Consider the following 19,920-nt stretch of genomic DNA (forward strand, 5'->3'; position numbering starts at 1 on the left):
GATGAAGTTCACCCTGAGGGGTTTTTCGCGCCTGGTGGAAAACAACGTGGGCCGGCTCTGGATGGGGCTGGTCTATCTCTTTCTTTACATCCCGCTGTTTTTCCTTATCGTCTTTTCTTTCAACAGCACGCGGCAGGACGGCGTTTTCACCGGCTTTTCCACGCGCTGGTACGAGGCACTGCTGGCGGATTCGCGGCTGGTCGAGGGCTTCTTCCTGTCGCTCAAGGTGGCGCTGATCACCGGCACGCTGTCGGTGGTGCTGGGAACCTTTGCCGCCTTTGTGCTGGTGCGCTACCTGCGCTTTACCGGACGCACGCTGTTTTACGGATTGGTCAACGCGCCCCTGGTCATGCCCGAGGTCATCATCGGGCTGTCCTTGCTGCTGCTGATGGTGGCGGTGCAGCGCGCCGTGGGCTGGCCTGACCGCGGCTTCATCACCATTGTGACCGGCCACACCCTGCTGGGCATGGCCTACGCGACCGTGGTGGTCCAGTCGCGCCTGAGCGAAATGGACCGGACCCTCGAGGAGGCCGCCATGGACCTGGGCTGCCGGCCCATGCAGGTGTTTTTCCTGGTGACCCTGCCCAATATCGCGCCGGCCCTGGTGTCGGCCTGGCTGCTGACGTTCACGCTCTCGTTTGACGACGTGGTGATCTCCGAGTTTTTGTCGGGCCCGGGCGTGACGACATTGCCGCAGGTGATCTTCAGCTACGCCCGCCGTGGCGTGAACCCGTCCATTTACGCGGCGGCCACGATCCTGATCACGGTGGTGTCGCTGGGCATCATCAGCTACAGCATCTATGTGATGCGCCGGCAAAAGCGGCTGGACCGCGAGATCAGTGCGGCGGCTCGACCGGAGCAGGCTTTTCCAGACCCCGTCCCGGCAAAGTAGCCAGCACCACGCCGGCCAGCGCAATGCCGAAGGCGCCGATCTGGGTGGGGCTCAGCGTTTCGCCCAGCACGATGACGCCGACCGCGGCGGCGCTGATGGGCAGCAGCACGGCAAACACGCCGGCTTCGTTGGCGGGGATGGTCTTGAGGCCCGTCATCCAGAGCCATACCGTCCAGACACTGGCGGCCAGCGAGTAGAACACCAGCAGCAACCAGAGGGAAGGCGCGACTCCGCCGAAATCAAAGCTCCAGGCCATCCAGAGGCCCAGCGGCGTGACGAGCGCAAAACCCCAGAGGTTGATCAGAGCCGAAATGCGTTTGGGGCTCAGCACGCCGGTCAGCTTCTTGCCGATCACCGCATAGAAGGCCTCGCACAGGACGGCGCCTACCAATAGCAGGTTGCCCAGCCAGGCGTAGCTTGGCGCCGGGCCGGTTTGCGGCCCCGTTACCGCGTGTGTCGCCGCCGGATTTTTGGCCAGCGACACCAGCGCGATGCCGACCACGGCACAAGCTACCGCACCCCATATCCGCAAACTGATGCGCTCCCGCAGGAAGAGCCAGCTCATGAGCGCGACGGCGGCCGGGATGGAGGCCATGATCACGCCGGCCGCGACGGCGCTGGTCATGCTCACGCCGAACAGCATGCAGATGGAAAACAGAAAGTTGCCCAGGAAGGACTCCAGGAACAGCAGGCGGGCGGTCTGCCGGCTCATGGGAATCTCTTCAGCGGGTTTTTTGAGCCAGCGCAGCATGGCCGCGCCCCCTATGCCAAAACGCAGCCAGGCGAGCAGAAAGACGGGAAGGGCGGCGACCAGGGGTTTGGACAGCGCCACATAGCTGCCCACCAAAGACATGCTGAGCCCGAGACAGGCGTAAGCCACAATGCGGTTCATTAAACTGGGAGTTCCTGTTGCAGCGGCCCTGCGGCCCGTCGGTTGCATGGGCCGGCAGGGGATGCCGGCGCAGGCCGGAATCATGCCTTAGTTTTTGCGGACCGAATTTCCCCGCCTTCCGATACCCAGGGCTTCACGCGATGACACCTTCCGCCACCCGCCATGTTTTTGTCTACGGCACCCTGCGCAAAGGGGAAGAGCGTGACATCAACCGCCTGCGGCCCGCGCCGCAGTGGGTGGGGCGGGCCCAAGTGGCCGGCGTCATGCACCACCTGGGAAGCTACCCGGGCCTGGTGCTGGGCGGGACGGGTGTTGTGCACGGCGAGGTCTATGCCGTGAGCCCCGAGCTGGAGCGGGTGCTCGATGAGATCGAAGAGGTCTGGCCGCAGCAAACCGGTGAATACACCAAGCGGGAAGTGGTGGTGCAACTGGACAGCACGCCGGCACCGGCGGGGCTGCATGGCACGCCGCGCGAACTGCTGTGCGTGCTTTATGAAATTTCGCCGGAGCGCACCCGGGGCAAGCCCGTCATTGCCGGCGGCGACTGGGTGCTGCACCGCACCGGCCGCCAGGCCTGAATTTCAGGGCGCTTGCCGCAAACGCGCCAGGCCCCCCTTTGCTCCTGACTCAACCGCGCTGCTGCCGCGCCGTTCCGCCCTGCGCGGGCAGCGCACTCTTATTTCACGATCCAATAAATTAATTTCACAATACAAAATTGAAAATGCTGCACCGCGGAAATATTTCTCAATCCGAGAAATATGATTTTGTATTGCGATATTTTGTCAGTAGTTTGTTGATTTTATTGAATTTAATTTTTGTCTTATATAAGACATAAGAGCTTCACAAAGTCTTGTAGAAGACTTAAAGTGAGTCCATCGCATTCACCACTTTTCTCTTCTTCAATTCTTTCAACTCAAGGAGCCCACCATGCCACAAACCCTCACTGAACAACTGAGCCGCGACCAGCAGATTTCCGCCCTCGAAAAAGAATGGGCCACCAACCCACGCTGGAAGGGCATCAAGCGCGGTTACAGCGCGGCCGACGTGGTTCGCCTGCGCGGCTCCTTCCCGATTGAACACACGCTGGCACGCCGCGGTGCCGAAAAGCTCTGGAACCTGGTCAACAACGAGCCTTACGTGAACTGCCTGGGCGCGCTCACGGGCGGCCAGGCCATGCAGCAGGTCAAGGCCGGCGTCAAAGCCATTTACTTGTCGGGCTGGCAAGTCGCCGCCGACAACAACAGCTACGCCTCCATGTACCCCGACCAATCGCTGTACCCGGTCGACTCCGTCCCCACCGTGGTTGAGCGCATCAACAACACCTTCCGCCGCGCCGACGAGATCCAGCATTCCAAGGGCATAGACGCCGGCGACAAGGGCTACATCGACAACTTCGCACCCATCGTGGCCGATGCCGAAGCCGGTTTCGGCGGCGTGCTCAACGCCTTCGAACTGATGAAGGCCATGATCAAGGCCGGCGCCGCTGGCGTTCACTGGGAAGACCAGCTTGCCTCGGTCAAGAAATGCGGCCACATGGGCGGCAAGGTACTGGTGCCTACGGCTGAAGCCGTGCAAAAACTGGTGGCAGCCCGCATGGCCGCCGACGTCTGCGGCGTGCCCACGCTGGTGATTGCCCGCACCGACGCTGAAGCGGCCGACCTGCTGACCAGCGACTACGACGAAAACGACAAGCCTTTCATCACCGGCGAACGCACGTCCGAAGGCTTTTACAAGACGAAAAAAGGCATCGACCAGGCCATCAGCCGCGCCATTGCCTACGCCCACTACGCCGACCTCGTGTGGTGCGAAACCGGCACGCCCGACCTGGAGTTCGCCAGGAAGTTTGCCGAGGCCGTGCACAAGGTGCACCCCGGAAAATTGCTGGCCTACAACTGCTCGCCGTCCTTCAACTGGAAGAAAAACCTCGACGACGCGACCATTGCCAAGTTCCAGAAAGAGCTGGGCGCGATGGGCTACAAATACCAGTTCATCACCCTGGCCGGCATCCACTCGATGTGGTTCAACATGTTCGATCTGGCCCAGGACTACGTCAAACGCGGCATGTCGGCCTATGTCGAGAAGGTGCAAGAGCCCGAATTCGCGGCACGCGATCGCGGCTACACCTTTGTGTCGCATCAGCAGGAAGTCGGCACCGGCTACTTCGACGAGGTCACCACGGTGATCCAGGGCGGCAAGTCCAGCGTCACCGCGCTGACCGGTTCCACCGAAGAAGAGCAGTTCCACTGAACTGTTTTCATTCCAACGATTACCCAGACGCTGGAGCCTTCACGGGCGCAGCTTTCAGCCCGGACAGGAACTTAGGGCCTGTCCGGGCTTTTTTGCGGGTGCTTTTTGGCGTAGAGTGACGTTTGTTACATAAAACACGACTTTGAACATCAACTGGAGGAGGGCTTGCCGTGTCGGACTTAACCGTGGGTTTCAAGCGTATTTCCTGTCCCGACTGCGAGGGTTCCGGTGAACTGCGCATCGAGAGCGAAAACATCAACGAACATTTCGAGGTCGAGAAGCAGACCGTTATTACCGAATGCCCGCGTTGCCTGGGCCTGGGTTTTTTGCCGCCGAACTCGCCGCAGTAGCACTTCGCCGCCGTCCAATAGGCCTGGCGGGCGGCCCCCGGGCAACCTGCCGTAAAATACGCGCATGCAATCAATCAAACTGGAAACAGGAAGGATCGTTCGGGTTATGACACCGCGAACTACGACCTCGTCCGTTTTCTGGAGTCATCCAGGGCGCTAGTCCGCACCCCTTGGTGATTGTTAGCTACATTATTCATAGCTTAAATCCAAATACCCTCCATCAAAGCGCGGCATGTTCCGCGCTTTTTTGTTTTCCCATTTTTCCTAAAAATTCATCCCATGATTCAGATCACGCTCCCCGATGCCTCCAAGCGCGAATACCCGCAAGCCGTCACGGTCGCCGAAGTCGCCGCCTCGATAGGCACCGGTCTGGCCAAAGCCGCCTTGGGCGGCAAGGTCGACGGCAAGGTAGTGGACACCAGCTACCTGATCGCCAAGGACAGCGCGGTCTCCATCATCACGGCCAAGGATGCAGACGGGCTGGACATGATCCGCCATTCCACAGCCCACTTGCTGGCTTATGCCGTGAAGGAACTGTTCCCGGATGCGCAGGTCACGATTGGCCCGGTGATTGAAAACGGCTTTTTCTACGATTTCTCGTACAAGCGCCCGTTCACGCCGGAAGACCTGGTCGCGATCGAAAAACGCATGACGGAGCTTGCCGCCAAGGACGAGCCGGTCACGCGCCGCGTGCTGCCGCGCGATGAGGCCGTGGCGTACTTCAAGAGCATAGGCGAGCACTACAAGGCCGAGATCATCGCCAGCATCCCCGCCAATGAGGACGTGTCGCTCTATCGTGAGGGCGCTTTCGAGGACCTGTGCCGCGGCCCCCACGTGCCCAGCACGGGCAAGCTGAAATTTTTCAAGCTCATGAAAGTGGCCGGCGCCTACTGGCGCGGCGACCACCGCAACGAGATGCTGCAGCGCGTCTACGGCACGGCCTGGGCGACCAAGGACGAACTCCAGCAGTACCTGACCATGCTGGAAGAAGCCGAAAAACGCGACCACCGCAAGCTCGGCAAGGAACTGGACCTGTTCCACATCGACGACCATGCGCCCGGCCTGGTGTTCTGGCACCCCAAGGGCTGGACGGTCTGGCAAGGCGTGGAGCAGTACATGCGCAAGGTCTACCAGGACAACGGCTACCAGGAGGTCAAGGGCCCGCAGATCATCGACAAGACGCTGTGGGAAAAAACCGGCCACTGGGACAAATACCGCGACAACATGTTCACGACCGAGAGCGAAAAGCGCGAATACGCGCTCAAGCCCATGAACTGCCCCGGTCACATCCTGATCTTCAAGCAGGGTATCAAGAGCTACCGTGACCTGCCGTTGCGCTACGGCGAATTCGGCCAGTGCCACCGCAACGAGCCTTCGGGCGGGCTGCACGGCATCATGCGCGTGCGCGGCTTCACACAGGACGACGGCCATATTTTCTGCACCGAGGACCAGATCCTCAAGGAGTGCGTGGACTACACCACCCTGTTGCAAAAGGTGTACGCCGATTTCGGCTTCAAGAACATCATCTACAAGGTTGCCACGCGCCCCGAAGCCCGCATCGGCTCGGATGAAAGCTGGGACAGGGCCGAGCATGCGCTGATGGAAAGCCTGCGCGCGTCCGGCTGCGAGTTTGAAATCGCCCCCGGCGACGGCGCGTTTTACGGCCCCAAGATCGAATACACGCTGAAAGACGCAATAGGCCGCCAGTGGCAGTGCGGCACCATGCAGGTCGATTTTTCGATGCCGGAGCGCCTGGATGCTGAATACGTCGGCGAGGACGGCAACCGCCACCGGCCGGTGATGCTGCACCGTGCGATTGTGGGCAGCCTGGAGCGGTTTATCGGGATTTTGATCGAGGAACACGCCGGCGCGCTGCCGACCTGGCTGGCTCCAGAACAGGTTTCAGTCCTCAATATCACCGATTCCCAGGCCGAATATGCCCGGGAAGTGGCCAAAACGCTGCAAAATCAAGGGCTTAGGGTCAACCTGGACCTGCGCAATGAGAAAATTACGTATAAAATACGGGAGCACTCGATGAAAAAGCTGCCTTACATCCTGGTCGTGGGCGACAAGGAGAAGGAAGCCGGAGCCGTTGCAGTGCGCGCCCGGGGTAACAAAGACCTTGGAGTGATGCCTCTCGATGCGTTTGCCCGGCAAATCGCTTCTGACATCGCACAAAAAGCCTGAATCGCTGGCAAATTCTCCCGAATTTGTGGGCATTAAAGCTTCTCGTTCTTGCAGGACGGGCGCAAGCCGCTATAGCTTTTATAGCAAGAGTTAAAGGATAGAACCATCGCTACTGAATTTCGTGACCGCCGTCACCGTGAAGAACGCAAGCACCGCTTGAACCGTGAAATCATGGCCCCCGAAGTGCGTCTGACCGGGCCGGACAACGAGCCTTTAGGCATTGTCAGCATCGCGGAGGCCTTGCGCCTGGCAGGTGAAGCCGACGTTGACCTTGTTGAAATCTCCCCCACGGCGGTTCCGCCCGTGTGCAGGTTGATGGATTACGGCAAGTTCAAATACGCCGAGCAGAAGAAGGCGGCGGAAGCGAAGTCCAAGCAAAAAGTGATCGAGATCAAGGAAGTCAAATTCCGGCCCGGCACTGACGATGGGGACTACAACATCAAATTGCGCAACATCAAGCGCTTTTTGGAAGAGGGCGACAAGTGCAAGATTACCTTGCGCTTTCGCGGCCGCGAAATCACGCACCAGGAACTGGGTTTGGCCCTGTTGGCGCGGATTCGCGACGAATTGGCGGATTTGATCGTGGTGGAGCAGTTTCCCAAGCTTGAAGGCAGGCAGATGGTCATGATGATCGCGCCGGGCCGCAAGAAGCCCGGCGGCAAGCCGGCTACGGAAACTGCGGCAGCACCGGCGCCCTCGGCCACGGCCTGAGGGTAGCCAGAAGAGATACGGGTTTGCCGGATTGATCCGGCGGGCCTTTGAGGGGATGCCGCAAGGCGTTTCCTGTGAGGGTGGGCGACAAGCCTGCTTTCCGAAAGTGACGGGGTCAAACCCGTCGCGACCAGCGGATGTTGCAAGACATCCGCCGGCAGTGGCAGGTGTCATCACCGGCCACTGACAAGTGGCTCGGGGCCATCAAGTCTGCGGAAGGTTCGCAGCGCCTCACGAGCACAAATGAAAAGGAGCATTTACATGCCCAAAATGAAGACCAAGAGCGGCGCTAAAAAGCGTTTCCGCGTTCGTCCGGGTGGTACCGTCAAGCGCGGCCAAGCCTTCAAACGTCACATCCTGACCAAGAAGACCACCAAAAACAAACGCCATCTGCGTGGTGCGGTGACTGTCCATGAGACCAATATGGGTCACATGGCACAGATGCTCCCAGGCCAGGGCATTTAATTAACGACGAACAAGGAGTACACACATGCCTCGCGTCAAACGTGGTGTAACGGCTCGCGCCCGCCACAAAAAAGTTTTAACCCTTGCAAAAGGTTTCCGCGGCCGCCGCGGCAATGTCTTCCGTATCGCCAAAGAAGCGGTAATGAAGGCCGGGCAATATGCCTACCGTGACCGCCGTACCAAGAAGCGCGTGTTCCGCCAGTTGTGGATCGCCCGTATCAATGCCGCAAGCCGTTCATTCGGCCTGACCTACAGCCAGTTTGCCAACGGCCTGAAGAAAGCCGGCATCGAGATCGACCGCAAGGTTCTGTCCGACATGGCCATCAATGACAGCGCTGCTTTCGGCGCCATCGTTGAACAGGTGAAAGCCAAGCTGGCCGCCTGATTTTCAGGCCAGGCAGTATTGACGCTATTCAATCACTGCCTGCGCAAGAAAATAAGGGCTGGAGCTTGAAAAGGCTCTGGCCCTTTTTTATGGTTTTTTCCGCAGTGCTTACTCTCAGTTGGCGTGATGCGAGTGCTGCCGAAAGCGCCTTTGCCGTTTTGTATTTCGAACAAGAGAACGTATGACCCAACCTGATGCCCTCCAAGAACTGGTCAGCAGCGCCCAGGCCAGCTTTGCGCAGGCCAATACGCCCGCCGACCTGGAAAACGCCAAGGCGCAATTCCTGGGCAAAACCGGCCGTGTGACCGAGTTGATGAAGGGCATGGCGGCCCTCAGCGTGGAGGAGAAAAAATCCCGCGGCGCCGCCATCAACCTGGCCAAGCAGGCCATTGAAACCGCGCTGAACGCGCGCCGACAGGCGCTGGCCGATGCCGAACTGCAAAAGCAGCTCAAAGCCGAAGCGCTCGACGTGAGCCTGCCCGGCCGCCAGCGCGTGCAGGGCGGCCTGCATCCCGTGTCGTTGACGCTGGAGCGCATTGAAGGCATTTTTGGCTCCATGGGTTTTGACGTGGCCCAGGGTCCCGAGATCGAGACCGACTGGTTCAACTTCACCGCGCTCAACACGCCGGAAGACCATCCCGCGCGTTCCATGCACGACACCTTTTACGTCGAAGGCGGCACCGAGGCCGCGCCCAACCTGCTGCGCACCCACACCAGCCCGATGCAGATCCGCTATGCGGTGCAGCATGTCAAAAAGCATCGTGCCTTGATTGATGCCGGTGGCCGCATGCCAGAGATCCGCGTCATCGCGCCGGGTCGCACCTACCGCGTCGACAGCGATGCCACCCACTCGCCTATGTTCCACCAGTGCGAAGGCCTGTGGATAGGCGAGAACGTGAGCTTCAAGGACCTCAAGTTTGTCTTCACCGATTTCTGCCGCACCTTCTTTGAAAGCGACGACCTGGTGTTGCGTTTCCGGCCCAGCTTTTTCCCCTTTACCGAGCCCAGCGCCGAGATCGACATCCAGTTCCAGACCGGCCCGCTCGCCGGCCGCTGGCTGGAAGTGGCCGGCTCCGGCCAGGTGCACCCGAACGTGGTGCGCAACATGGGCCTGGACCCCGAGAAATACATCGGCTTTGCCTTCGGCATGGGCCCGGACCGCCTGACCATGCTCCGCTATGGCGTCAACGACCTGCGCCTGTTCTTCGACGGCGACATCCGCTTCCTCTCGCAGTTCCAGTCATAAGCCACAAGAACAAGAACAACAAGGTCTCACCATGCAATTCCCAGAATCCTGGTTGCGCGAATTTTGCAACCCGCCGCTCGACACCCAGCAGCTTGCCGACACCCTCACCATGGCCGGCCTGGAGGTCGAAGAGCTCAAGCCCGTGGCACCGCCCTTCACCAAAATCGTCGTCGGCGAAATCAAGGAGGCCGTCCAGCATCCTGACGCCGACCGCCTGCGCGTTTGCCAGGTCGACGTGGGGCAGGGCAGCCTGCTCAACATCGTCTGCGGCGCGCCTAACGCCCGTGTCGGCATCAAGGTGCCCTGCGCCCTCGTCGGCGCTGAGCTGCCGCCCGGTGAAGACGGCAAGCCCTTCCTGATCAAGGTCGGCAAGCTGCGCGGCGTGGAAAGCCAGGGCATGCTGTGCTCGGCGCGCGAGCTCAAGCTCTCCGAAGACCATGGCGGTTTGCTCGAATTGGCTGCCGACGCGCCGCTGGGCCAGGACATCCGCGAGCACCTGCGCCTGGACGACACCCTGTTCACCCTCAAGCTCACGCCCAACCTCGCGCATTGCCTGAGCGTCTACGGCGTCGCGCGCGAAGTCGCCGCGCTCACCGGCGCGCCGCTGAGCGCGCCGTCTATCCCGGCCGTGGCCGCCGTGGACACGACCAGGGTGCCGGTCAAGATCAGCGCGCCCGATCTCTGCGGCCGCTTTTCGGGCCGCGTGGTACGCAACGTCAACACCAAAGCCGCCACGCCGCAGTGGATGGTGGACCGTCTGGCGCGCTGCGGCCAGCGCAGCGTGACCGCGCTGGTCGACATCTCGAACTACGTGATGTTCGAACTCGGCCGTCCCTCGCACATCTTTGACCTCGACAAAATCCACGGCGGGCTCGACGTCCGCTGGGGCAAGCCTGGCGAGACACTCAAGCTGCTCAACGGCAATACCGTGACGGTTGATGAAAAGGTTGGCGTCATCGCCGACAACGCTCAGGTTGAGTCCCTGGCCGGCATCATGGGCGGCGACGCCACCGCAGTGTCCGACGACACGAAACATGTTTACGTGGAAGCCGCTTTCTGGTGGCCGAAATCCATCGCCGGCCGTTCGCGCCGCTACAACTTTTCGACTGACGCCGGCCATCGTTTCGAGCGCGGCGTTGACCCTGGCCAGACCGTGGAGCACATCGACCGCATCACCCAGCTGATCATCGACATCTGCGGCACGCCGCAAACCGCCTGCGGCCCCATGGATGACCAGCAGGTCAATGTGCCTAAGGCGGCACCCGTCACCCTGCGCGTGGCGCGCGCCGCCAAGGTCATCGGCATGCCGCTCACCCAGGCGCAGTGCCTGGATGCGCTCCAGCGCCTGGGTTTGCCGGTGACGCAGGGCGAGGGCACCCTCACGGTGACGCCGCCCAGCTACCGTTTTGACCTGCAGATCGAGGAAGACCTCATCGAAGAAGTGGTGCGCATGGTGGGCTACCAGCAGTTGCCCGACACGCCGCCGCTGGCACCCATCACGGCACGGCTGCGCGCCGAATCCGAGCGCAGCCCCTTTGCCGTGCGCCGCGCGCTCGCTTCGCTCGGTTACCAGGAAACCATCAACTTCAGCTTTGTGGAAGAGCGCTGGGAGCACGAACTCGCCGGCAACCCGAACCCCATCAAGCTGCTCAACCCGATCGCCAGCCAGATGAGCGTCATGCGCTCCTCGTTGCTGGGCTCGCTGCTGCAGGTGCTCAAGTTCAACCTGGACCGCAAGGCCTCCCGTGTGAGCGTGTTTGAGCTGGGCCGTGTTTTCCTGCGCGACGCCCATACCCAGAACACCGATACCACCGTAGCCGGTTTCAGTCAGCCCATGCGCGTCGCCGGCCTGGCCTACGGGCCGCGGGCTGCCCTGAACTGGAGCCAGTCCGACAAGGCTGTGGATTTCTTCGACATCAAGGGCGATGTCGAGGCTTTGCTCGCGCCGCTCCAGGCGGTCTTTGCGCCCTCCGCGCATCCCGCCATGCACCCCGGCCGCTGCGCCAGCGTGTCGGCGGGCGGCAAGGCCGTGGGTTTTGTGGGCGAGCTGCATCCGCAATGGCGCCAGGGCTATGACCTGGCCCAGGCCCCATTGCTGTTCGAACTCGAACTGGACGCGGTCCTGCAGCGCCCGGTGCCCGAATTCATGCCGGTCAGCAAGCTGCAGCCCGTGGAGCGCGACATCGCCGTCATCGTGCCTGAGGGCGCCACGCACGCCGCGCTCATGGCGGCCATCCACGGCGCAGCCACGCAGGGCCTGCTCAAGGGGGCCACCCTGTTTGACGTCTACAGGCCGCAACAGGCCAGCGCCAGCATGCAAATGGGTGAAAAAAGCCTGGCCGTGCGCTTGGTGCTTTCCAGCGACACCGCTACACTGACCGACGAGGAGATTGAGGCGGCCGTTCAGGCGGTTCTCGCGAATCTGCAGGGGCAACTCGGGGCGCGCCTGCGTGCCTGAGGCTTCCACGAACCTTCCAAAATAAAAAACGCCAGGAGCACTGCCGCATGGAATTTTCTGTAGAAAGCCTGGAGACCCCGGCGTTGACCAAGGCGCACCTCGCCGAATTGCTGTTTGAGCAGATCGGGCTCAACAAACGCGAATCGAAAGACATGATCGACGCGTTTTTCGACCTGATTTCAGACAGCCTGGTGGACGGAAATGATGTAAAAATTTCCGGTTTTGGCAATTTCCAGATCCGCACCAAGGCTCCGCGCCCCGGTCGCAATCCCCGAACCGGCGAAGCCATCCCCATCCAGGCCCGCCGCGTGGTCACCTTCCACGCCAGCCACAAGCTCAAAGACCAGATTCAGGGCGAAAACCCGACGGAATAGCCTGGGGCCGCGCTCCAGGCCGCGCCGACACCGTCTTATTGCACCGCAGCGATGGGTTGGTAACTTCGTGTTACTTGTGTGACGGAGCAACAGATTTCAAAAAAGCCAAGCAACTCTTTGCGCTAACTTTCGACTTAGAGTAGATTTGGAGGTTTCCTCCTTAGCGCATTGATTTAATTGGAGAAAACTCTTCCACCTATCCCGGCGAAACGCTATTTCACTATCGGTGAAGTCAGCGACTTGTGCGGCGTCAAACCTCACGTGCTCCGTTATTGGGAGCAAGAGTTTACGCAGCTGCGCCCGATGAAAAGGCGCGGCAACCGGCGCTACTACCAGCACCATGAGGTGCTCATGATCCGGCGCATCCGCGACCTGCTCTACGACCAGGGCTTCACGATCAGCGGCGCGCGCAACAAGCTCCAGGAAATCGTCCAGATCGAACGCGACAAGCGCCGCAACGGGGAGGTCATGCTCGACGGTGTCGAAGTGCTTGAAGGCGGCGATTCGCTGCTCGAGGATTTTGAGGATTCAACCGACCACGCCGACTTTGAGGATAGCGAACCCGAGGGTGCCGACCTGCCCACAGGGGCCGCCGCGCAGCAAAGGTTGCTGCTGGTGCGCCGCGAGTTGTTCGAAATCCGCGATCTCCTGGGCAACAACCACTGAGAAGTGCCTTTCAGCAGGCTATAATCTAAGGCTTGTCGGTGTGTGGCGCAGCCTGGTAGCGCACTTGCATGGGGTGCAAGGGGTCGAAGGTTCGAATCCTTTCACACCGACCATTAAAACCAGCAGAGAGCCGGTTAGCTAACGCTAACCGGCTTTTTTGTTTTTCGCTCGCCGCCTTTTTCTTCTTTGGCCTCTTGCGGCCGTGTCCAGCGCGCGATTGCTCTTTATAAGTAGGCCCTTGCGCGGTTTGTCTTGCGGGGCACCTCGCGCAGCACCGACTGAATGCGTGCGGCCCCTTCCGGCTTCAGCGTGCCTCGCTCCAGTCCCATGGGCACGGTGCGCAGCGCGAGCTCACGGTAGAGCGCAGCGTGCGCATCCGTGCAGAGTTCGTTCAACGCCTCCAGGTGCTTGCCGACCGTGCCGACGTCGCCGCGGGCCACGCAGCCGCCCATGCCTTTGGCCAATCCCGCATCTTTCACGGCCGCGACAGTGCCGGCCAGCAGCGGCAGCAGGGCATCCAGTGTTTGCTGCTCGGTTCCGCCAAAAGATTTCCAGAGCAGGGACGCTTCGCGCAGCAGCGCGATCAGAAACGGGCCCACGTAGTACGCTGACGCGTGGTACAGCGCCCGGCTGCCTTCCGGAACACGGAAGGGAATGCAACCGAGCCGGGTGGCGACATCGCCGAGCTCCGCCGCGAAATCGCCGTCCGCCGCGATCCCCACAGTGCAGCCCGGCAAGCCCTGCAGGGCGACCTCGGGATTGGCAAACATCTGCAAGGGGTGAAAGCCGCCGGTCCGGGCGCCTTCGCGCATCGCTTTGGACAGCGCCGCCAGTCCGGTGGCACCGCTGCAATGCACAACGCGGTGCCGCGGTGACCATTGCAGGGACTGCGCGACGGATGCAATGGCATCATCAGCCACGGTGATCCAGACAAAATCGCAGCGGGCCACGAGGTCTTGCGCCGCGCCGCAGGGCATCACGCCGGGAATTTCATTGGCGAATCGTTGCAGTGCCTCCCGATCGCGTGTCCAGGCCGCCGATACCGTGTAGCCGGCATTCGCCAGGGCTCGGGCCAGCGTCCGGCCCACCCGGCCGCAGCCGATAAAACCCATGGTGCTGTCCCTGGTCGGCATGCTCAATTCCTGTAAGAAGGATCGAGGCGATCCAGTTTGCGCAGCAGCGCGGGCCACTCCAGGCTGCCATAGCCGCCATGCGGTGTTCGCGCGGCGGCGTTCAGAACCGGGTTGGTTCGTGCCTCGTTGGTGAGCGTGATCTCCTCGCCGGAAAAACAGCTCACCGTGTTGGCGATCGCCGAACCCGTCGGGTGGTGAATGGCCCGGCTGCAGCCCAGGATGTCCACCTGGATGCGGCACGCGTTTTCAAGCCAGTACATGGCGTTGAAGGCCTGCGCGATGCTGAGGCCGCACACCAGCAGGCCGTGGTTGCGCAGCATGAGGATGTCGTGCGGGCCCAGGTCGTCCACCACGCGAGCGCACTCGGCGCCGTTGATCGCCGGGCCCTCGAAGTCATGGTAGGCCACGCGGCCGTGAAAGCGCATGGCGGTCTGCGACAGCGGCAGCAGGCCTTCGGCGAGCGCGCTGACGGCCGTGCCGGCGCGGGTGTGCGTGTGAATGATGCACCGCACGTCGGGCCGGGCCAGGTGGATGGGCGCGTGCAGGTAAAAGCCCGCGACGTTGACGTTGTAGCCATGGTCCGGCTGCAGCAATGTGCGGCCTTCCACGTCGATCTTCACCAGGCTGGATGCCGTGATCTCCTCGTACAGCATGCCGTAGGGGTTGATCAGGTACTGCTCCCTGCTGCCCGGAATGCGCGCGCTGACGTGGTTGTAGATGAGGTCCGTCATGCCGTAGACGGCCAGCAGGCGGTAGCAGGCGGCGAGGTCGACGCGGGTCGCCCATTCTGCCTCGCCCACATGCGCGCGGACCTGGCTTTCGGCAAGCGTGAGGGGAGCGTCCATGGGCGGCTCAATGGCCAATCACCGCCGCCCGCCGCACGATGGCGGGCAAGGCCTGTGAATCGGGCAGGGCACCGAACACCGGCAGGCCGTTGCTTTCCAGGCGCGACGCGATAAAAAGCTCCGCGGCCTCCAGCGTGCCGTGCGCCAACATCTCGCCCGCCTGCAAGGCCAGCGCGATGCGCGTGACCAGCATGCGCGCATGGCCGTCGTGCGGATAGGAGCGGGCAAGGTGGCCGGCGAGGTCGTCGATGAAGCGGTCGTAGGCGGCATTCGCGCCGCGGTGCAGCCACAGCTCCTCGACCAGGGCGTCGCGGCAACGACCATCCTTGTCCATGGCGCGCAGCACATCCATGCACATCATGTTGGAACTGCCTTCCCAGATCGAATTGAGCGGCGCCTCGCGGTACAGCCGGGCCACGGGGTTCTCCATGATGAAACCGTTGCCGCCGTGAACCTGCACGCATTCGTAGACAAAAACCGGCGCGCGCTGGCAGTTCCAGTACTTCATCGCCGGCGTCGCCACCCGGGAGAGCAGGTTTTCGTGCTCGCTGGATGCCATGCCGTCCACAGCCCGCGCCACGCGCATCGCGCCCAGCATTGCCGCCTCGCTGTCGATCGCCAGGTCGGCCAGCACATTGCACTGCATCGGCAGCTCTGACATGGGCTTACCGAAGGCCGTGCGCGTCTGGGCATGGTTGATCGCCAGCGTCAGGGCCTGGCGCATCAGGCCGGCCGAGCCCACCGCGAAGTCCAGGCGCGTCAGGTGTGCATGCGAAAGAATTTCGCGTATGCCGCGTCCTTCCTCGCCCACCAGCATGGACCAGGTGTCGCGGTACTCGATCTCGCTGGAGGCGTTGGAGCGGTTGCCGCACTTGTCCTTGAGGCGCTGGATGAAAAAATTATTCTGGCTGCCGTCCGGGCGGAAGCGCGGAACAAACAGGCAGCTCACCCCCGAGCGGGTTTGCGCCAGCGTGTAGAAGCCGTCGGCCACTGGCACCGAGCAAAACCATTTGTGGCCGGTGATGCTATAGGTGTCGCCGTCCGTGCCGCTGCCGGTGAACTCGGCCGTGGTCTGCGTCTGGCGCAAATCGGAGCCGCCTTGTTTTTCAGTCATCGCGTAGCCGATGACCGCGGCACGTTTCTGTTCGATGGGCAGGCGGCGCGGGTCGTAGTCCGCGGCCAGCGTCCTCTGCCGCCAGGCTTCAAGCGGCGGCTTGCCGGTGAAGCCGGCCACCGCCGCGTAAGCCATGCCGGTCGGGCAGCCCACGCCGTTCTCGACCTGGTTCCAGAGGTAGCTCAGCGCGGCGCGTGCAAAGTGACCCTTGCCGTTCTGCGTGGTCCAGGCCAGGCTGTGCACCTCATGGCCGAAGGCCGCGGCCATCAGCTGGTGCCAGGCCGGGTGGAACTCCACCCAGTCCGTGCGATGGCCGAAGCGGTCGTGCGTGCGCAACCGCGGCTCGAATTCGTTGGCCAGGCGCGCGGCATCCTGCAGCGTTTCGTTACCCGCCAGCGCACCCAGCGCGCTGCATTTTCCGGTGGCCCAGGGAGCGATTTTTCCGACCAGCTCACGCAGCGCCTCATCACCATCGAATGCGTTGAAGCCGTTGGCCGAGGCGGCCTGATTCAGCACTTCATGCGTCGCTGCCGCGAGGCCGGGCGCGGAGGCCGTGAAAGGCGTCTCGTAAGGTTGGTTCACGGTGCGTCCCTGGAGACCAGTTTCAGCTTGGGCGCCGCGTGGCGGAACAGCATGCGTGCCGCCAGGCTGGCGGTTGTCTGGGCGATGGCCTTGGCGGAGTCGGAATCGGGCACCGCCTCCGGCGCCAGTGGGCCGACCAATGCTTCCATGAAGGCGCCCGTCACGCACGAGGCCGCCACGCCTGGGTCCACCTCGATGAATTCACCGCTGGCAATGCCCTGCACGACCAGCCGTGCGATCTGGTCACCCAGCGCCGCCCGGTACTGGAGGCGGGCGGCGTCGATTTCGGGTTCGCAGGGCTCGGCAATGAGGGCATAGGCCAGCCGGCGCCCGCGCATGGCGCGCAGCGAGAAGCTGTAGATCGCATCGACCAGGCGCTGCGCGGCCGGTCCTTCCGAGTCGACGATCTCCCGGACCACGTCGACCTCCCGCTGCGAGACCAGTGCCAGCACCTGGGCGTACAGATCCGCCTTGGAGTCGAAGTAGCGGTAGACGCTACCGGTGGCCACGCCCGCCTTCGCGGCGATCAAGGCTATCTGCGCATCCTTCCAGCCGCTCAAGGCGACCGCGTCGCGGGCCGCTTCCAGGATCAAGGTTTTGGTGGCCTGGAGACGTTCTATCCGGTTTGCTGCTGCTGGCATGGATTTATGAATATGAATTCATTGAAAGTGAATATCAGTTCATATTAGGCCAATTTTCAACCCATTGCAAGCGCGCTTGCCGCAGGTTTAGGGGAGGCCGTGTTGCCGGCCTCGGTGAAATGGAGAGGGCGATTCAGGCGGCAGGCGCCACACCCCGTACCGCCCGGTGAAGCGCGGCACGTGCAAGCAGGCGCGTGGAATCCAGCGTCGGCAGGGGCGAATTCGCGTCACTCATGATCAGCGGGATTTCGGTGCAGCCCAGCACGACGGCATCGCAGCCTGCGCCCTTCATGCGCGACATGACTTGCTGGAAGTAGGTGATCGCCTCGGATTTGAACACGCCGTAAACCAGCTCGTCCATGATGATGCGGTTGATCTCGTCGCGCTCGGTGTCTGTGGGCCGCAGGTAGTCCAGCCCGCGCGCACGGAGTTTTTCGGGGTAGACCTCGCTACCCACCAGCCAGCGGGTGCCGGTGATGCCCAGGCGCAGAAAACCGCGCTGCGCGGCTTCCGCGGCCACGACCTCGGCAATATGCAGCCAGGGCAGGGGCGAGCGCGCTTCCACATGAGCGAAGGCCTGGTGGATGGTGTTGTCGGGGCAGATCAGGAAGTCGGCGCCTGCCGCCGCGAGCTTGTGGGCCGAGGCCAGCATGATGTCGCCTACGCCGCGCCAGTCATCTTTGTAAATACAGGCCATGTAGTCGGCCAGCGACGGCGTGTGCAGGCTCACCTCGGGATGGGCGTGCGGGCCCAGCAGTTTGGCACCTTCGGTGCAGATGGTCTGGTAACAAAGCGCCGCGCCTTCCGCGGAGCAGCCGACGATGCCGATGTGCTGGGGTTTCACCATGGTGTTCACAACCTTGTGCGGAGATGTGTCGCAGCGGGAACTCGCGCGGCTACCCTGTCAGCTGGTGCCGCCGCCGCGGGATTTCAACTCCCGGAAAACCCTGAGCGCTCAGGCGGGTTCGGGGGCCAGTTCGGGCGGGGCCGCGACTGCAGTTTGTCCGGGAACGGCCTCGCCCTCGCCCAGTTCGCCGCCCAGCGCATCCAGCAGGTCGGGGATCAGCGAAGACAACTCGCCGGTGATGATGGCCGCGTCGGTGTCAAAGCCGTCGTCGTCCTTGCCGCTTTCCTGCACACCGTCCAGCACCACGTCGAGCAGCTTGAGTTTTTTGAGTTGCGCGGTTTCGGTGAGCACGAAGGACACGCGCTCGTTCCAGGTCATGGCCAGCTGCGTAGGCAGCTTGCCGGCGGCGATGTGCTGGGCCACCTCGTCGATGTCCAGGGTGTGGCGCGAATAGCGCACGGTCGCCTTCTGGTCGTCGGGCGTCTTGAGTTCGCAGTCGCGGTCCACGGTGAAGTTGTAGGGCGCTTCACGCGTCGACAGCCAGTGCGACATCGCGGCGGCGGCCGACATCTGCGTCTGTATGGGGCTGGCCTTGAGGCCGGGCAGGGCGCCGGGGATTTCGCTGAGCGCCTCCACCAGGTAGCTGATGACCTTGTCGGCGCCCGTGAGGTTGCCGGAATCGATCACCAGGAATTTATTCACCGGGTCTATCCACAGCGTGGTGGTGGATCGTTTGGTGAAGGCGCGCGGCAGCAGGTCCAGCATGACTTCCTGCTTGAACTCTTTTTTGATCTTGGCGCCCACGCGTTCGCGGCCGGTTTCCTCTTTGTATTTTTCAATGCGCTCGTCTACCGCGGCCTTCACGGCGGAGGAGGGTACGGGCCGGCGCTCGGTGCACAGCCGGGCAATTACCGAGCGGCCTACGCTTTCGAGCAGCACGGTGCTTTTGTTGCCGCGCGGCGGCACCCAGCCGCTGGACTCGGGTTCGGTCGCGCCGCAGGGCACAAAGCGGTGGGACTGGAAAATCTCTTCCAGCGCCTCCAGGGGCGGCAACACAAAATCATCGGCAATGCGGAAAAAGATCGCGGTATTGAACATGGATTCCGGGGAGGGTGTGGGAGACAGGGAAAGGAGCCTGGCCGCGGGGCCGGGTGAAAGCGAAGGCCTTGTGGTGGATTGGCCGGTATGCGGGAAATTCTACCGGGTCCGCCCGGACGGGTTGCGCGGTCCGCCGGCGCTCATGCGATATCGGTGGTATGGATACCGAAGGCACCCTTGCGCCTGTCTTCAAAGTAGCGCTCCAGGGTTTCCTTGACCGTCCTGAAGGCGATCTCGTCCCAGGGAATTTCGGCTTCGGTGAACAGCCGTGCCTCTATGGTTTCGTGGCCGGGATTGAACTCGGTGCTGAGCAGGCGCGCCCGGTAGAAGAGGTGGACCTGGCCGACGTGCACCACGTTCATCACGGTGAAAAGGCCCAGCATCTCAAATTGCGCGCCGGCTTCTTCATCGGTCTCACGGGCCGCGCCTTCGGAAGTGGTTTCGCCCAGTTCCATGAAACCGGCGGGCAAGGTCCACTTGCCCCAGCGCGGTTCGATGTTGCGCTTGCAGAGCAGCACCTGCGCGCCGTCCGCGCCCCAGGTGGGCACGGTGCCGACCACATTGAGCGGGTTTTCATAGTGGACGGTGTTGCAGGCCGGGCAGACCGCGCGCTCCTTGGTGTCGCCGTCATCCGGCAATCTGTAGGCCACGGCGGTGCCACAGACGCGGCAGTGTTTCAGGGGAGGGCGGTGCATCAAATGAGTGTAGCGGCATCGACTTGCGGGCGGCGGGCCGGCGCAAGGCCGGCAGGCGTCAAAAAAAACCGGGCCCAGGGCCCGGTTTTTTG

Annotated in this window: 20 protein-coding genes and 1 tRNA gene; 13 read left to right on the plus strand and 8 right to left on the minus strand. The window is 62.4% G+C overall.

Annotated features, from left to right (window positions below; translation table 11 throughout):
• Position 1: 1 nt before the first annotated feature.
• A complete protein-coding gene (locus PMI15_RS15200) occupies positions 2 to 892 on the plus strand; it encodes an ABC transporter permease (RefSeq protein ID WP_007870710.1) in 891 nt (296 codons plus the stop codon).
• Here PMI15_RS15200 and PMI15_RS15205 read toward each other — a convergent pair.
• A complete protein-coding gene (locus PMI15_RS15205; RefSeq protein WP_007870712.1) occupies positions 837 to 1,784 on the minus strand; it encodes a DMT family transporter in 948 nt (315 codons plus the stop codon). The two genes, PMI15_RS15200 and PMI15_RS15205, sit on opposite strands and share 56 nt — an antisense overlap.
• Before the next feature lie 140 nt (positions 1,785 to 1,924).
• On the opposite strand from PMI15_RS15205, the gene PMI15_RS15210 reads away from it, so the two are divergent.
• From PMI15_RS15210 to PMI15_RS15260, 12 genes are all read left to right on the plus strand, one after another.
• Positions 1,925 to 2,362 (plus strand): gamma-glutamylcyclotransferase, encoded by a 438-nt coding sequence (locus PMI15_RS15210; protein ID WP_007870713.1) that lies wholly within the window; start codon positions 1,925 to 1,927, stop codon positions 2,360 to 2,362.
• Positions 2,363 to 2,711: 349 nt separating this feature from the next.
• Complete coding sequence (aceA, locus tag PMI15_RS15215; RefSeq protein WP_007870714.1) at positions 2,712 to 4,031, plus strand: isocitrate lyase; 1,320 nt, start codon at positions 2,712 to 2,714, stop codon at positions 4,029 to 4,031.
• Positions 4,032 to 4,201: 170 nt separating this feature from the next.
• Positions 4,202 to 4,381 carry a hypothetical protein gene (locus PMI15_RS24865; RefSeq protein ID WP_007870716.1) on the plus strand — a complete coding sequence of 60 codons (180 nt, stop codon included), beginning with the start codon at positions 4,202 to 4,204 and terminating at the stop codon, positions 4,379 to 4,381.
• 279 nt (positions 4,382 to 4,660) lie between these two features.
• Positions 4,661 to 6,568 (plus strand): threonine--tRNA ligase, encoded by a 1,908-nt coding sequence (gene thrS, locus PMI15_RS15220; protein ID WP_007870717.1) that lies wholly within the window; start codon positions 4,661 to 4,663, stop codon positions 6,566 to 6,568.
• A 105-nt stretch (positions 6,569 to 6,673) separates the two neighbouring features.
• On the plus strand, positions 6,674 to 7,279 hold the full coding sequence (infC, locus tag PMI15_RS15225) for a translation initiation factor IF-3 (RefSeq protein WP_081499622.1): 606 nt from the start codon (positions 6,674 to 6,676) through the stop codon (positions 7,277 to 7,279).
• Between the two features lie 261 nt (positions 7,280 to 7,540).
• Entirely contained in the window at positions 7,541 to 7,744 is a 204-nt protein-coding gene (rpmI, locus tag PMI15_RS15230) for a 50S ribosomal protein L35 (protein WP_007870723.1), read from the plus strand.
• 25 nt (positions 7,745 to 7,769) lie between these two features.
• Positions 7,770 to 8,129 (plus strand): 50S ribosomal protein L20, encoded by a 360-nt coding sequence (rplT, locus tag PMI15_RS15235; protein ID WP_007870727.1) that lies wholly within the window; start codon positions 7,770 to 7,772, stop codon positions 8,127 to 8,129.
• A gap of 181 nt (positions 8,130 to 8,310) precedes the next feature.
• Positions 8,311 to 9,375, plus strand: a complete 1,065-nt coding sequence (gene pheS / locus PMI15_RS15240) for a phenylalanine--tRNA ligase subunit alpha (RefSeq protein WP_007870735.1) — start codon at positions 8,311 to 8,313, stop codon at positions 9,373 to 9,375.
• Between the two features lie 31 nt (positions 9,376 to 9,406).
• Complete coding sequence (gene pheT / locus PMI15_RS15245) at positions 9,407 to 11,833, plus strand: phenylalanine--tRNA ligase subunit beta (RefSeq protein WP_007870737.1); 2,427 nt, start codon at positions 9,407 to 9,409, stop codon at positions 11,831 to 11,833.
• Positions 11,830 to 12,207: an integration host factor subunit alpha gene (locus PMI15_RS15250; protein ID WP_255348961.1), complete on the plus strand. Its 378-nt coding sequence runs from the start codon at positions 11,830 to 11,832 to the stop codon at positions 12,205 to 12,207. The genes pheT and PMI15_RS15250 overlap by 4 nt, the downstream gene beginning before the upstream one ends.
• 177 nt (positions 12,208 to 12,384) lie before the next feature.
• Entirely contained in the window at positions 12,385 to 12,873 is a 489-nt protein-coding gene (locus PMI15_RS15255; protein WP_036839229.1) for a MerR family transcriptional regulator, read from the plus strand.
• A 36-nt stretch (positions 12,874 to 12,909) separates the two neighbouring features.
• Positions 12,910 to 12,986 (plus strand) — tRNA-Pro (locus tag PMI15_RS15260).
• A 111-nt stretch (positions 12,987 to 13,097) separates the two neighbouring features.
• Here the strand turns inward: PMI15_RS15260 and PMI15_RS15265 are convergent.
• From PMI15_RS15265 to PMI15_RS15295, 7 genes are all read right to left on the minus strand, one after another.
• Entirely contained in the window at positions 13,098 to 14,006 is a 909-nt protein-coding gene (locus PMI15_RS15265) for a Rossmann-like and DUF2520 domain-containing protein (RefSeq protein WP_007870742.1), read from the minus strand.
• Between the two features lie 2 nt (positions 14,007 to 14,008).
• Positions 14,009 to 14,851: a class II aldolase/adducin family protein gene (locus PMI15_RS15270; RefSeq protein WP_007870744.1), complete on the minus strand. Its 843-nt coding sequence runs from the start codon at positions 14,849 to 14,851 to the stop codon at positions 14,009 to 14,011.
• A 7-nt stretch (positions 14,852 to 14,858) separates the two neighbouring features.
• Positions 14,859 to 16,547: an acyl-CoA dehydrogenase family protein gene (locus PMI15_RS15275; protein WP_007870748.1), complete on the minus strand. Its 1,689-nt coding sequence runs from the start codon at positions 16,545 to 16,547 to the stop codon at positions 14,859 to 14,861.
• A complete protein-coding gene (locus PMI15_RS15280) occupies positions 16,544 to 17,188 on the minus strand; it encodes a TetR/AcrR family transcriptional regulator (protein WP_007870750.1) in 645 nt (214 codons plus the stop codon). The genes PMI15_RS15275 and PMI15_RS15280 overlap by 4 nt, the downstream gene beginning before the upstream one ends.
• A gap of 133 nt (positions 17,189 to 17,321) precedes the next feature.
• Positions 17,322 to 18,035: an aspartate/glutamate racemase family protein gene (locus PMI15_RS15285; protein WP_007870752.1), complete on the minus strand. Its 714-nt coding sequence runs from the start codon at positions 18,033 to 18,035 to the stop codon at positions 17,322 to 17,324.
• A gap of 108 nt (positions 18,036 to 18,143) precedes the next feature.
• Positions 18,144 to 19,133, minus strand: coding sequence for a recombination-associated protein RdgC (locus PMI15_RS15290; protein WP_007870757.1), 990 nt, complete (start codon positions 19,131 to 19,133; stop codon positions 18,144 to 18,146).
• A gap of 140 nt (positions 19,134 to 19,273) precedes the next feature.
• Positions 19,274 to 19,828, minus strand: a complete 555-nt coding sequence (locus tag PMI15_RS15295) for an NUDIX hydrolase (RefSeq protein WP_007870760.1) — start codon at positions 19,826 to 19,828, stop codon at positions 19,274 to 19,276.
• Between the last annotated feature and the right edge of the window lie 92 nt (positions 19,829 to 19,920).

Source organism: Polaromonas sp. CF318 (assembly GCF_000282655.1).
GTDB lineage: Bacteria > Pseudomonadota > Gammaproteobacteria > Burkholderiales > Burkholderiaceae_C > Polaromonas.